Origin of the sequence: Kordiimonas lacus (assembly GCF_001550055.1) — a bacterium.
GTDB classification, from domain to species: domain Bacteria; phylum Pseudomonadota; class Alphaproteobacteria; order Sphingomonadales; family Kordiimonadaceae; genus Kordiimonas; species Kordiimonas lacus.
This window is the reverse complement of the sequence record NZ_LRUA01000007.1, coordinates 51,760-65,029: the sequence shown is the minus strand read 5'-3', so window position 1 is coordinate 65,029 and position 13,270 is coordinate 51,760. Positions and strand designations below refer to the sequence as shown.

Below are 13,270 nucleotides of genomic sequence, written 5' to 3'. Positions count from 1 at the left end.
CTAGTGTTAATATCAGTTTTTTTGTGTTTCAGTGCGACGACTCTAGATCATTAATATTTTGAATTCAAATCAAATATATTTAAGATCGGCTCGCAAGAGAAACGATCGCTGATTTTCACATGCGACAGAAGGGACCGTATATGCCAGATATTTCAGTTCAAAGAATTGAACGCGACCTACTCGCCTTGTCCAAGTTCGGCTACAACGAGGCCGACAAGGGCATCTACCGGCAGGGCTTTTCCGACGTTGACATGGAAGCCCGGCGCTGGGTGATGAACCTGATGGAAGAGCTGGGCATGGAGACCCGCATGGACGGCGCGGGTAATGTGATTGGGCGCTATGGCCCCAAAGACAAGCCTGCTGTCATGGTGGGCTCACATCTGGATACTGTTCCCGCCGGGGGCCTGTTTGATGGCGCGCTTGGCGTAATGGCGGGCATCGAATGCGTTCGTGCCATCAAGGAAAACGACATTGAGCTGGACTATCCGATCGAGATTGTCGGGACAGCGGAAGAAGAAGGCCGTTTTGGCGGCATGCTGGGCGCCCAGGCGCTTGCGGGGTGCCTGACCATGGACTGGTTGGAAGGAGCCAAGGACGCCAATGGCGTTCTGCTGAAGGAGGCGATGGCGGCCCACGGTATGAACCATCTGGACGCCCTGCATGCCTACCGCAACCGCGAAAACCTGCGTGCCTTTATCGAGCTGCATGTGGAGCAGGGCCCAGTGCTTGAGGCCAAGGAAAAAACCATTGGCGTGGTGGACGGCATTTCCGGCGTGTTCAAATGGATGGTGCGGCTGATCGGGAAGGCCGATCACGCGGGCACCGCCCCCATGGATATGCGCTCTGACGCCTTTCTGGGGCTGGCCGATTTCGCCCATGAGATCCAGCGCATCATTGATGAAGAGGGCACTGACCGGTCGCGCATCACCATCGGTCACGTGGCGCTCAAGCCCGGCTTCCCGCACACGGTGCCGGGCGAGGTGGATTTCACCATCGTGGGCCGTGACCTGGACGGTGAGGTGATGAAGGGGCTGGCCAACGCCTGCAGGCGTGTTCTGTCTTCCATCGCACGCAAGCATCGGCTGATGTTCGAATATGAGCAAATGAGCTGGCTGGAGCCGCAATATTGTAGCGGCAAGGTGACAGACCTGATTGAAGCCAACACGAAAAAGCGCGGCTACAGCTATATGCGCATGCCGTCCGGTGCGGGCCATGATGTGCAGTTTCTGGCGCGAGTGACGGACGCCGGGCTGATCTTCGTACCCAGTGTGAAAGGGGTGAGCCACGCGCCGGATGAATGGACCCACTGGGTGGATGTAGAACGCGGCGCCAACGTGTTGCTGGACTGCGTTATCGACCTGGCGAAGGAGTAGGAGGACTTCAATGGATTGCACTGACGACAAAATCCCGCTACATCCACTGACTGTACGCAGTCTAAGTGAGCAAGCCATGAATGATTACGACGACATCCTGATTTCCATCCGCCGGATCACCCGGGCGATTGATCTGCAGTCGAAGCAGCTGGTGAAACAGTCGGGTCTTACGGCCCCGCAGCTGGTGGTGATGATGGCGATCCGGAAGGAAGGTCGCGCGTCTCCAAGCACTGTGGCGCGTGAAGTGGCGCTCAGTCAGGCGACAATCACATCGATCCTGGACCGTCTGGAAAAAGCGGGCCTGGTGCGGCGTGAGCGCAGTGAAAGCGACAAGCGGATTGTGTATGCCTGCCTGACGGCCGACGGCCAGAAGCGGCTTGAAGAAGCGCCGGAGCTGCTGCAGGCCGGGTTCCTGCGCCGGTACAGGACGCTTGAGGACTGGGAGCGCACCATGCTGGTGTCTTCACTTCAGCGCGTTGCCTCCATGATGGATGCGGAAGACCTGGATGCGTCGCCGATCCTCGATATTGGTGATATCCTGCCTGCAGGCAAGGACGCGCCGCCTTCGGATAAATAAGGCTGCCCTTGCCGCCCAATCAATTCTTGCGGCGCCAGTCTTCCATGAAGGTGCAGCAAACCTCCTTCCAGTTCCAGCGCAGCGTGTCGTGGTACAGCTCTGCCAGCTCTGCCAGCTTTTCTGTGTCATCAGCCAGCGCCTCAATGAGGCACCAGCGGCCCCATTCCTGCTGGATTGTCCATTTGGGGTCCGACAGGCGCGCTTCCGGCAGCCTGTAATGGTACGTGGGGCGCGGTTTGATGCGCGGGTCATCCACCACATCCTGAACACGGCTTTCGTCCAGATGCGCGAACAGGGGCAGCATGTCCAGCTCCCGGTTGCGGGTGGCATTGTCAGCCAGATAATCGTCGATCAGTTGGTCTTGGTCAGGCGCATAATCCGGGTCTGTGATATGGAGGACGTAGCTGCGCGGGAATGGATCGATATAAGGCAACGCCTTGCGGGCCAGATCGATGCCGATCTCTTCCCTCAGCCAGACTGACGCCAGCACATAGGCCTGCAGGGTTGGCAGGATATCCGCAACTTTTTCGCCGCGCACGTCAGGGTTCAGGTGCAGTCCGAATGCATATAGCGGGTTGCCTGAGCTGTCTTTCGCCCCCGCTTGCCTAAGCGCGGTGACAAGGTCGTCCAGCATATTCAGGTCACCCGCAGGCATCGGCGGACCAACGATTTCGGTGGGCACGATGTTTTCGCTCATGCTGCCGATCAGGCGGCGCAGGTCTTCGCCCAGTTCTTCGCTGGTCTCTTCAAGGGCGCGCTGGGCTGCATTATTGGATTTTTTGACATAGCGGGTGTCCAGCTCCACCGTGAAATCCCCAAGGTCTGTGCCTTCCACCTGCCAGCAATAGAGGTCGGTCTGATCGGTGCTGCCCTTGAGGCAGTCTGCGACCACTTTGGCAGCCATGTCTGGCAGGAGGTCTGCGAATTCGATCTCAACGCCGACTTTCCGGTCATTCTGGTCTGACTGTGAAGAACTGGTTCCTGGTGGGGTCATCGCCTTAAGTGATACGTCCTTTGAGGGTTATTTGATGCATTGGGTGAACCTGTGTATCCTAACGGGAATGATCGGGAGACGCCATGACGAACCCTGAAAAACCGTTAATCGGGGTGACCTGCTCCAACAGGGGCAGTTTCATAAGCTGGACCTTCAACCGCTTCGCCATCTGGCGTGGCGGCGGCAAGGCGGTCAAAAGCCAGCCCAGGGCCCCGGCGGATATTGACGCGCTGGATGGGCTGGTGATCGGCGGCGGCGATGATATCGGCGCGGAGCTTTATAACGGCGAGATGTCGCTGACCATCCGGCCCGACCCAAAGCGAGACGCGCTGGAGCGCGAGATGCTTGAAAAGGCACTGGACCGCGGCCTGCCGGTGCTGGGCATTTGCCGTGGGGCGCAGCTTATCAATGTCTGGTTCGGCGGCACGCTGTTTCAGGATATCAGGACTGTATTCGAAGGAGCGCCCCAGCGCCGTATCCTGTTGCCGCTGCGGACGGTCAAGATGAAGGCCGGCAGCCGGCTGGAGCGCATCATGGGCAGCGCATCGGTGAAGGTAAACAGCCTGCACCGACAGGCGGTGGACAGCCTGGGGCGCGGGCTTGACGCGGTGGCCTATGACCGGAACGGCATGATCATGGGGGTGGAGCACGCTGAACGGCCGTTTTTGCTGGGCGTCCAGTGGCACCCGGAGCTGTTGCCTTTCTCAAGGCGGCAGGTCAGCCTGTTTCGCCTTTTGTGTGAGCACGCAGCCCGCAACAGGGAAGCCTGACCCCAGCAAAAGTTTCGCGGGCTGTTAGAAAAGTTCATTTGAAATTCATATATCAATATAGTATATTTGCTATATGGCTAAATCAATCGATATAGAGAAGGCGCTCAAGGCGCTGGCAAATGACAAGCGGCTGCTGGTGATGGCGCTGCTCAAGGACCCGCTGGGCAATTTCCTGCCCCAGGTGGATGGTGACCTCGTGGAAGACGGCGTCTGCTCCAACTGGTTGACGGAAAAGATGGGGGTGGCCCAACCTACAGCGTCACGGCACCTGCAGGTGCTTGCAGACGCCGGGCTTATCATACCGACGCGCAAGAAGGGGTGGGTGTTCTACCGCCGCGATGAAGCCTTCATCTGCGCGCTCAAGAAAAAAATCAGTGAGGATATGTAACATGTCAGACGAATTTACCCGGCCCCTGCAGGCCGCCCAGGCCTATGCGATCGAGTATCTGGAACAGGTGGCGGACCAGCCTGTTTATCCGGGTGAAGAGGCGCTTGCCGGGCTTGAAGCCTTTGAAGAACCCCTGCCGCCGCACGGGTCCGCCGACCATGAAATCCTGGGCATGCTGCACAGAAATGGCAGCCCGGCAACGGTGGCCACTATGGGCAGCCGCTATTTCGGCTTTGTGGTGGGCGGATCGCTGCCCGTTACCGTGGCGGCCAACTGGATCGCAACCGCGTGGGACCAAAGCCCATCATCCTTCATGAATTCGCCCACCGGGGTGAAGCTTGAGGAAGTCGCGGGCCGCTGGCTGCGGGAAATCCTCCAGTTGCCGGACCATACCGGTATCGGCATGACCACAGGCGCCACCATGGCCAATTTCACCGGCCTTGCCGCCGCGCGGCATGCGCTCCTGGAACGCGCGGGCTGGAATGTGGAGGAACAGGGCCTTTATGGTGCCCCCGAAGTGAAGGTGGTGGTGTCGGAAGAAGTGCATGTGACGGTTGAAAAAGCGCTGTCGATGCTGGGCTTCGGCAAGAAGCGTGTGACGCGCGTGCCGACGGATGCCAACGGCGCCATGCTGGCGGAAGAATTACCTGAACTGGACGCGCTGACGCTTGTCTGCACGCAGGCGGGGAATGTGAACTCGGGCGCGATCGATCCCATTGGGGCCATCTGCGACAAGGCCCAGGCCGCGGGCGCTTGGGTGCATGTGGACGGCGCCTTCGGCCTGTGGGGGCGCCTGCTGGCGCGTCGGGCTGACGATTTCATCGGCATTGAGAAGGCTGACAGCCTGGCCACTGACGCCCACAAATGGCTGAATACGCCCTATGACTGCGGCATCGTGATGACCCGTCACCCCCATGACCTGCATATGGCCATGGCCACTGTCGCGCCTTACTTCAAAGCAGAAGAAAGCGTGGCGCCCAAGGATATGGTGCCGGAGTTTTCGCGCCGGGCACGGGGTGTTGAAGTGTGGGCGGCGCTCAGAAGCCTGGGACATGCGGGCGTGAAAAGCATGATCGGGCGCTGTTGCGACCATGCGCAGACTTTTGCAGAAGGCCTGCGTGCCATCGGGTTCGAGGTGCTGAATGACGTGGTGCTGAACCAGGTGGTGGCGACCATCGGCACGCCAGATGAACTGGCGGATATTCGTGCACTGGTGGAAGCTTCCGGTGAATGCTGGTTCGGGCCCACCGTGTGGAAGGGCCGCCCGGCTATACGCATCAGTGTGTCCAGCTGGCGCACGTCAGACGAGGATGTGGAACGGTCGCTTTCCGCCATCGCGGCCGCCAAGAATGCGATTATGGGAGACTAGCCGGGGATGTTTTCGGGCGTCCACCAGCAGACGCCCTTGATCCACACTTTGGCGCCAATGTGCTCATAGAGCCTGATGGCGCCTTCGTTGTCTTCATTCACCATCCAGCGGACGGGTACATTTTCTGCCTTGCCCAGCGCGCCGACGGCATACAAGAGCTTTGTGCCGATGCCAAAGCCGCGCGCGGCCTCCACCACATAGAGGTCGTCAAGTTCCACCAGATGTGTGCCGTTCCATATATGAAGGCGCCGAAAGCCGGTAGCTACCCCGACAATGTCTCCATCCAGTTTGGCCGTGAAGGCGAATATCTCAGGGCTGTCGCCCATGGCCTTTTTGACAAAGGCTTCCTCGGTGATCTTCAGATATTCAAGGCTGCCTTCATGCTCTGCCAGCGCGTGGACCAAGCCATAAGCGTCGCGCAGGTCTTCAGGGGCGGTTGCCTGTTTGATTTCGACTGTCATCTCTGGACGTCCCCCTGCAAAAAGATCGGGCGACCCCTGGCCGCCCGATGTGTCTTAGATGTCTTTGAAGAAGTCGTTGCCTTTGTCGTCCACGACGATGAAGGCAGGGAAGTCTTCGACTTCAATTTTCCACACGGCTTCCATGCCCAGGTCCTCGAAATCGAGCACCTCGACCTTGCGGATATTATCCTGCGCGAGCGCCGCAGCCGGGCCCCCGATGGAGCCCAGATAGAAGCCGCCGTGCTCATGGCAGGCCTTGGTGACATCGCGCGAGCGGTTGCCTTTGGCGAGGCTGATCATGCTGCCACCCAGCTTCTGGAATGGGCCGACATAGCTGTCCATCCGACCGGCAGTGGTTGGGCCAAACGAGCCAGAGGCATAACCTTCCGGCGTTTTGGCGGGGCCGGCGTAATAGATGATGTGATCCTTGAAATAGGCTGGCATTTCGCCGCCGTCCTCTAACATCTGCTGCACACGGGCGTGCGCGAGGTCCCGCGCCACGACGATGGTGCCCGTGAGGCTGAGGCGGGTCTTGATAGGATACTGGGTCAGTTCCGCCAGGATCTCTGCCATGGGGCGGTTCAGGTCCACCTTCACCACGTCTTCCGACAGATGCTCGTCAGTTACCTCGGGCTGGTACTTGGCCGGGTCAGTCTCAAGCTGCTCCAGAAAGATGCCGTCCTTGGTGATCTTGCCCTTGGCCTGACGGTCAGCTGAGCAGGACACGCCGATGCCGACAGGCAGGCTGGCGCCGTGGCGCGGCAGGCGGATCACCCGCACGTCATGGCAGAAATACTTGCCGCCGAACTGCGCGCCAATACCCAGGTTCTGGGTCATTTTGTGGATCTGTTTTTCCATCTCGACGTCGCGGAAGGCGCGACCAGTGGCGTCACCTTCTGTCGGCAGATTGTCATAGTAGCGGGCGCTGGCTTTCTTCACCGTCGCCAGGTTCTGTTCCGCCGACAGGCCACCAATCACGATCGCCAGGTGGTAGGGCGGGCAGGCCGCGGTGCCGAGGGTTTTGATCTTCTCTTCGAGGAAGGCCAGCATCTTGTCCTCACGAAGGCTCGCGGGCGTCTGCTGATACAGGAAGGTCTTGTTGGCGCTGCCGCCCCCCTTGGCCATGAAAAGGAACTTATATTCATTGCCCTCCGACGCGTAGATATCGATCTGCGCCGGGGTGTTATTCTTGGTGTTGACCTCTTTGTACATGGAAAGAGGCGCCATCTGGCTGTAGCGCAGGTTGGTTTCCGTGTAGGTGCGCATCACGCCCTTCGTCAGCGGCGCGCCGTCGTCGCCCGATGTCCAGACATGCTGGCCCTTGGTGCCCACGATGATGGCGGTGCCTGTGTCCTGGCAGCTTGGCAGCACCCGACCCGCGGCGATATTGGCATTCTTGAGGAGTTCCTTGGCGACAAAGCGGTCATTTTCCGATGCTTCCTCGTCCTTCAGGATATCTGCCAGTTGCTGCAGGTGACCGGGGCGCAGCAGGTGCGCGATATCGGCCATGGCTTCCTTGGCTAGCAGTTCCAGGCCTTCGTCTTCCACTTTCAGGATGGTGCGGCCATCCACCTCAAGGGTGGAAACAAAGTCGGATGTGATTTTCCGGTAAGGGGTATCGTCGCTGCCCTGTTGGAACAGCTTGGAGAAAGTCCAGTCGCTCATGGCTTTTTACCTTCTCCGACCCGTGGAGAGCCGGAGCTTCAATGGGGGTTAGGGATTATTTTTTTCTGAAGGCGTCCAGCGTGACGACATTGTCGCCGCCCGTGTCGCCTGCGGCTTCGGCGCCCACGGCGCTTGCCACTTGTTCTTCGTCCGAATTATCGGCTTCTTCATGGGAAGCCTCATCAAATTCGGCTTCCAGGTCCTGTTCTTCGAGGCCTTCTTCGCCTTCGTCGTGGAACTGAAGCGCAAACTGCACGCTTGGGTCCACAAAGCCGACGATGGCCGCGAACGGGATTTTCAGCATTTCAGGAGTCTGGTTGAACGAAAGGCCGACTTCGAAAAAGTCCTCTTCCACATTCAGGCCCCAGAATTTGTGCTGCAGCACAATGGTCATTTCCTCAGGGAAACGGCTTTTCAGATGGGCGGGGATATCCACGCCTTCAGCCTGGGTCTTGAATGCGATGTAGAAATGATGATCGCCCTTAAGGCCATCTGCGGCCGTTTCGCGAAGAATGGTCCGTACCACGCCGCGAAGCGCGTCCTGAACCTTGGCGTCATAATCGATATAAGTTTCTGACATGCTGGAACTCAAGCTCTTTCCCTGACAACAAAGATTGCCCCCTTATAATGCTTCCCTTGCAAAGGGTGAAGGGGGAATTCAATTGTTTTTTGTGCCTGGTTGCCGTGATAGGCAGGGTGCAGGTTAAAAGCGAGGCAGAAGAAGGCTTTGGAAAAGGTAGGCGCCATCATTGTTGGAGCGGGTGTGATCGGCCTGTCGTTGGCGGTCAAGCTTGCGTCCGCTGGCATTGAGGTCGTGGTGCTTGAGCAGGCAGCGCGGGCAGGGACAGGTATAAGTGCGCGCAATTCAGGCGTGATCCACGCTGGCATTTATTATCCTGAGGGCAGCCTGAAATCCCGACTTTGTGCCAAGGGGAATGCGCTTCTCTATGCTTTTTGCCGTGAATATGCCGTCCCGTTCAGGCGTATCGGCAAGTGGGTGGTGGCGACGCGATCTGAAGAAACGCCGGCTTTGCGGGCCATTGAAGCCCATGCCAAAAAAGCCGGGGTGACAAGCTTGAGTTTTCATGATGGCGCGGCTGTGCGTGCGGCGGAGCCGGCGGTGCAGGCCGTGGCAGGCTTATGGTCGCCAACCACGGGCATTCTTGATGTTGCGGCATACATATCTGCGCTTGAAGCCCGCTTCTCTGACCTCGGCGGTGTCCTTGTTTCCCATACTGCGGTCACCGCAGTGGGGCAGGCTGGAGCGGGCGACCTGTGGGTGGAGGCTGGCGGGATGCGCCTGGGCGCAACAATCGTGGTCAATGCTGCGGGCCTGGGGGCTCAGGCCGTGGCGCGCGCGACCGAAGGGCTGGCCAGCCGATTTATCCCTGAGCTACACCTGTCGAAAGGGAGCTATTTCAGCTATCGCGGCAGAAGTCCCTTCCGGCATTTGATCTATCCGGTGCCCGAACCTGGCGGGTTGGGCGTGCATGCAACGATCGACCTGGCTGGTGATCTCAGGTTTGGTCCTGATGTTGAAGCCGTATCCGAGCCGGACTATCGTGTTGATCAAAGTAAATCGGAAATATTCGCCGAGCAAATACTTAGATACTATCCAGGTCTTGATCGTCAAAGACTGTCGCCGGATTTCGCAGGTGTTCGGCCACGACTTGCGCCCTCAAACGACCTTAGCGACTTTGCAGTTTCAGGGCCAACAGCGCATGGTGTTGACGGGCTATACAACCTGTTCGGTTGCGACAGTCCCGGGCTTACGTCGTCTCTGGCGTTGGCTGAGTGGCTCGCTAGCGCTATGATTTTGCCTAAATAGAAGCTGCGGGATGATTACTTCAAAAAAGAAAGTAGTCGTGTGGATGGTTAAATGAATTTTAACTTCAATTGCGACAAACTGATGATGGCATCATTGGGCGTTTTTTCGCCTGTTGGTTGTCGACGCGGTATGGAAAGCACGAATAGGGGTCCGGTCTTGACGATTGCGCAATCGATGGTTTCTTGCAATGCCAGGGCTGGCAAGGACATATGAATCTAGAATATTTTCAGATGGCGCTTGATTTCATCGAATCTTCCAAGAAGTTTCGAACGCTGGATGAACTTGGCGTTGCCTTCCATCAAGCCACCCAAACCCTTGGGTTTGACCATTATGCCTGTGTATCCTGTGTTGAATTTGGTGCGCTTCCCGATGGCGCCGTATTTCTGGCGGACTATCCGGACGACTGGACCAAATATTATCTGGAAAATGAATATGACCGCACCGACCGCATCCTGCAGGTGTCGCTGAAGGAGCATATGCCCTTCAACTGGGACAATAACATCATCCATAACGGCATGACGCCGGAACAGTCGGAAATGATGTGTGAGGCCGAGGACGCGGGCCTGCTATACGGCGTTACTGTGCCCATCCATATCGTGGGGGCGTTCCCGGGCGCCGTGAATGTGGTGGGCGAACACCGGGACATCGACCCGGCCGCAGAGCATGCGGTGCATCTGATGAGTGTTTATCTGCACGACGCGGCGCTCAGAATTTCGAAAGAGGGCAAGGCGGCGCTGAAGCCGGTTGCCAAACTGACTCCGCGCGAAAAGGAATGCCTGCAGTGGGTGGCTGCCGGAAAAACCGACTGGGAGATATCTGGCATTCTGTCGATTGCAGAAAGAACGGTGCATACACACGTGGAAAGTGCAAAGACCAAACTGGGTGTCAACACCAGGGTTCAGGCCGTTGTGAAGGCCTTTCTGACCAACCTGATTCACCACTAAGGGTTGCTTTTAACAATCAACGCCGAAAACCTAGTCTGTTCGGCTGATATTCTTGCTTCTAATAATAAGTCATCATTGCCTCACTACCCAATGTCAATGAAGGAGGTGAGTGATGATCCATGTTGTGAGTTCCTTAAACAGGACCGAGTACAGCGGCTACCTTCGTCAGCTTTGGCAGCAGCGTTATGATGTCTTTGTAGAGAAGATGGGATGGAGCCTGGATTGCGCACGGGGGATCGAGCGCGACCAGTTTGACCGTCCTGATACTGTTTATCTTCTGTGCATAGATGATGGCGGTAACCTCAAGGGAGCTATGCGTCTGCTGCCAACTGTGCAGCCACATCTGATGAGCGAAACCTTCCCGCAGCTGTGCGCCAGCGGTGTGCCCCGGTCCAAAACCACGTGGGAAGTTTCCCGCTTCTATAGCCTGACCGGACGCCACATGATGCTGGAGCGTGACCGCACGGTCAGCGAACTGGTGTGCGGTCTGTTCGAATATGGCTTGCTGGCAGGGATCGACAGCGTGACCTGCGTTGCCAGCATGGTGCTGTTCCCAACCATTCTGAAAGCCGGCTGGAACGTGACGCCGCTTGGCCTGCCGTCGGTGTCCGACGGTGAAGTTATTCTGGCATTCAAGATTGACCTGTGTGCTGCGGATTATGTGGCCGTTTGTGAAACCCGCAATATCGAAGGCAGCGTGCTGAACACCGCACCCAGCCGCGAACTCGAGCTGGAGATGGCTGTATGACACTGCATGATAGCCCTCAGTTCAGCAACCGTACGTCCCCGCTCGATTCCAGCATAGCCCGACTGATGTTCATGTTCGGGCAGCTGGAAGCCTGGCAGGTTGAAAGCATCATCAGCCGGGTTCACCGGGCCTTGCCGGTTCCGGTAGCCCGCCCAGAGGAAGAGAGCACAGACGCAGAGGCGCTGAGCAAAGCCGATGTCGCCCAGCGCGGTGTGGTGCAGCTTCTTTACCTGATCGCGGCCCAGACCTACGCCGACATCCTGTTTGCGCTGACCTATGCGGAGACGCTGGCGATGATGAGCGGCGCAGATTTTGAAACACAGGGGACAGCCCACTAGGCTGTGCCCGGAACCAGATCTCTGGTGACCTCCTCCAGCACTCAGGACCGCTGGTTGGGGCATTCAACCGCCGGGCGTGTGTGGTGACGCGCCCGGCGGTTCTACTTTTAGAGGTGCTGTTTCAGGTCGTCCGGCCCCGGCATCCGCCCATCGCATTTTCATTGCTACCTGAGGGGTGGTCTTTAGCCTGCTGCCTTGGGGGAGGGCGCACGGCCAGTGCCGTGCATCCTCTATCGTGTTGTGCAAGACAGAGGAGGGGATCATGCACATGTTAGGAAAATTTGCGGCCGCGGCCACAGCGTCATTGATGATGGCGGCAACGGGGAATGCTGGCGAAAAGGAAGATGCCCTGGTCGACAGGGTTGTGGGGGCTTATGGCGGCAAGGCGTTGACCGAAGCCAGCGCCATGAGGATTTCAGACCGGTACAAGATTTTGGCGGTGGGCCAAAGCGTAGACCCAAAGGTCATGGATATCGGCCACAATTATGTTGATCTGATTATCGATTTTGAGAACCAGCGCAAAAGCGTGATGGCCTGGAACAAGAACCGGGCTGGCAATGGCCTGAACCAGACCATTCATGACGGCCAGACCGGCTATAATGTGGATCACCTGAACCAGAACCAGTTTGAAAACGCCAACCTGCAATATGCGGTTTTGGGCGGTGGTATCATGCGCACGACTGACGCCGCGCTGGTGCGACTGCTCGCCGATGGCCGGGAAACGGCAGTTCACGGCGGTGAGGCCCTATACCAGGGGCAGGCGCACGAGAAACTGACCTTCAAAATGGAAGGCAGCCCTGACCTGACCCTGTTCATCAACAAGGAAACGGGCCTTGTCAGCAAAATGGAGCGCTATAACCCGGTGTTCGGGACACTCAGCTATCTGTTCGATGATCACCGGACAGTGGACGGTGTGACATACGCCAGCGATATGAATTTCCTGATTGATGGCCAACCCAACATCATTTCGATCAGCCGGTCTGTTGACATGACGCCGGACCTCACGGGCGCCTTTGACGTGCCGACAGACTATGAAGCCCGCGGCCAAACCGTGGATACATCTGAGATGTCGGTGCTGGACCTTGGCGACGGTGTTTATTTTGCGGGCCAGAATATCGGCTATTCCATCTTTGTGGACGCGGGCGACCATTATATTGCGTCAGGTGGCTATGCGGGCCTGAAGGACCGGCTTGCAGCTGTGCAGGCGCAGGCGGGCAACGAGAAGCCGCTCGGCAAGCTGGTGGTGACGCACCACCATAGTGACCACCTGGGCGGTATGAATGAGGCCGTGGAACTGGGCGCAACCCTGGTAACGGTGGCCGAACATGTCCAGCCCATTCAGGAAAGCCTCAACCAGCCGCTGGCGGATGATAGGTTTGAGCTGGTGGAAGGCCAAACGACTCTCCTGGGCGGCAAGATTGCACTCCATGATATTTCAACCGCGCACGCGGCCAACTATTTGTTGTTCTATATGCCTGCGCGGAAGCTGGTATTCAGCGCCGACCATTTCGGGACACCGCTGGTAAGCGGCCTGCCGGTTGCCAACCTGAATATGGTGACCTTCCGCCAGGCACTGGAGCGACTGGGGATCGATACGCAGATATTCTACAGCGCCCATGGTGGCCGGGCCTTGACGCTTGCGGAACTGCGCGCCGCGACTGACGCCTATGAGCCTAAGGGCTGCCCGGCAGGTTTTGAGATCTGCGCGGACTGAAGCCGCAATATGCATCTGAAATAATGAAGGGCCCCACCGTGGTGGGGCCCTTTTGCCGTGGTTCCTATCGTACGGGAAAGTAGTAGGGAACCGTTCGGAAG

The 13,270-nt window shown here is 58.0% G+C and carries 14 protein-coding genes; 10 read left to right on the top strand and 4 right to left on the bottom strand.

Annotated features, from left to right (window positions below; genetic code table 11):
* Positions 1 to 140: 140 nt before the first annotated feature.
* Entirely contained in the window at positions 141 to 1,373 is a 1,233-nt protein-coding gene (locus KORLAC_RS13280) for a Zn-dependent hydrolase (RefSeq protein ID WP_068307236.1), read from the top strand.
* 76 nt (positions 1,374 to 1,449) lie between these two features.
* Positions 1,450 to 1,950: a MarR family winged helix-turn-helix transcriptional regulator gene (locus tag KORLAC_RS13275; protein ID WP_068307805.1), complete on the top strand. Its 501-nt coding sequence runs from the start codon at positions 1,450 to 1,452 to the stop codon at positions 1,948 to 1,950.
* Between the two features lie 19 nt (positions 1,951 to 1,969).
* On the opposite strand, the gene KORLAC_RS13270 is transcribed toward KORLAC_RS13275, so the two are convergent.
* Complete coding sequence (locus KORLAC_RS13270; RefSeq protein ID WP_068307234.1) at positions 1,970 to 2,944, bottom strand: amidoligase family protein; 975 nt, start codon at positions 2,942 to 2,944, stop codon at positions 1,970 to 1,972.
* Positions 2,945 to 3,027: 83 nt separating this feature from the next.
* Here KORLAC_RS13270 and KORLAC_RS13265 point away from each other — a divergent pair, with 83 nt between their 5' ends.
* The 3 genes from KORLAC_RS13265 to KORLAC_RS13255 all read left to right on the top strand — a co-directional run bounded on the left by KORLAC_RS13265 (position 3,028) and on the right by KORLAC_RS13255 (position 5,471).
* Positions 3,028 to 3,714 (top strand): gamma-glutamyl-gamma-aminobutyrate hydrolase family protein, encoded by a 687-nt coding sequence (locus KORLAC_RS13265; protein ID WP_068307231.1) that lies wholly within the window; start codon positions 3,028 to 3,030, stop codon positions 3,712 to 3,714.
* Positions 3,715 to 3,787: 73 nt separating this feature from the next.
* Positions 3,788 to 4,102, top strand: a complete 315-nt coding sequence (locus tag KORLAC_RS13260) for an ArsR/SmtB family transcription factor (protein WP_068307229.1) — start codon at positions 3,788 to 3,790, stop codon at positions 4,100 to 4,102.
* Between the two features lies 1 nt (position 4,103).
* Positions 4,104 to 5,471, top strand: a complete 1,368-nt coding sequence (locus KORLAC_RS13255; RefSeq protein WP_068307227.1) for a pyridoxal phosphate-dependent decarboxylase family protein — start codon at positions 4,104 to 4,106, stop codon at positions 5,469 to 5,471.
* On the opposite strand, the gene KORLAC_RS13250 is transcribed toward KORLAC_RS13255, so the two are convergent.
* Genes KORLAC_RS13250 through KORLAC_RS13240 form a run of 3 tightly spaced genes read right to left on the bottom strand, consistent with a single transcriptional unit; the run spans position 5,468 to position 8,177 of the window.
* Complete coding sequence (locus KORLAC_RS13250) at positions 5,468 to 5,932, bottom strand: GNAT family N-acetyltransferase (protein ID WP_068307225.1); 465 nt, start codon at positions 5,930 to 5,932, stop codon at positions 5,468 to 5,470. The genes KORLAC_RS13255 and KORLAC_RS13250 overlap by 4 nt on opposite strands.
* Positions 5,933 to 5,986: 54 nt before the next feature.
* The gene (locus KORLAC_RS13245; RefSeq protein ID WP_068307223.1) at positions 5,987 to 7,597 is read right to left on the bottom strand and encodes a fumarate hydratase; all 1,611 of its coding nucleotides are present in this window, start codon (positions 7,595 to 7,597) and stop codon (positions 5,987 to 5,989) included.
* 55 nt (positions 7,598 to 7,652) lie between these two features.
* The gene (locus tag KORLAC_RS13240) at positions 7,653 to 8,177 is read right to left on the bottom strand and encodes an SspB family protein (protein ID WP_175445649.1); all 525 of its coding nucleotides are present in this window, start codon (positions 8,175 to 8,177) and stop codon (positions 7,653 to 7,655) included.
* A 147-nt stretch (positions 8,178 to 8,324) separates the two neighbouring features.
* Between KORLAC_RS13240 and KORLAC_RS13235 the strand changes: the two genes are divergently transcribed.
* The 5 genes from KORLAC_RS13235 (at position 8,325) to KORLAC_RS13215 (ending at position 13,169) form a co-directional block, all read left to right on the top strand.
* Complete coding sequence (locus tag KORLAC_RS13235) at positions 8,325 to 9,425, top strand: NAD(P)/FAD-dependent oxidoreductase (RefSeq protein ID WP_068307218.1); 1,101 nt, start codon at positions 8,325 to 8,327, stop codon at positions 9,423 to 9,425.
* A gap of 209 nt (positions 9,426 to 9,634) precedes the next feature.
* Positions 9,635 to 10,369, top strand: coding sequence for a helix-turn-helix transcriptional regulator (locus tag KORLAC_RS19185; protein ID WP_068307217.1), 735 nt, complete (start codon positions 9,635 to 9,637; stop codon positions 10,367 to 10,369).
* Positions 10,370 to 10,481: 112 nt separating this feature from the next.
* Positions 10,482 to 11,117, top strand: coding sequence for an acyl-homoserine-lactone synthase (locus KORLAC_RS13225; RefSeq protein ID WP_068307212.1), 636 nt, complete (start codon positions 10,482 to 10,484; stop codon positions 11,115 to 11,117).
* Positions 11,114 to 11,455 (top strand): hypothetical protein, encoded by a 342-nt coding sequence (locus KORLAC_RS13220; RefSeq protein WP_068307210.1) that lies wholly within the window; start codon positions 11,114 to 11,116, stop codon positions 11,453 to 11,455. The genes KORLAC_RS13225 and KORLAC_RS13220 overlap by 4 nt, the downstream gene beginning before the upstream one ends.
* A 268-nt stretch (positions 11,456 to 11,723) precedes the next feature.
* Positions 11,724 to 13,169 carry an MBL fold metallo-hydrolase gene (locus tag KORLAC_RS13215; protein ID WP_160328635.1) on the top strand — a complete coding sequence of 482 codons (1,446 nt, stop codon included), beginning with the start codon at positions 11,724 to 11,726 and terminating at the stop codon, positions 13,167 to 13,169.
* Positions 13,170 to 13,270 lie beyond the last annotated feature (101 nt).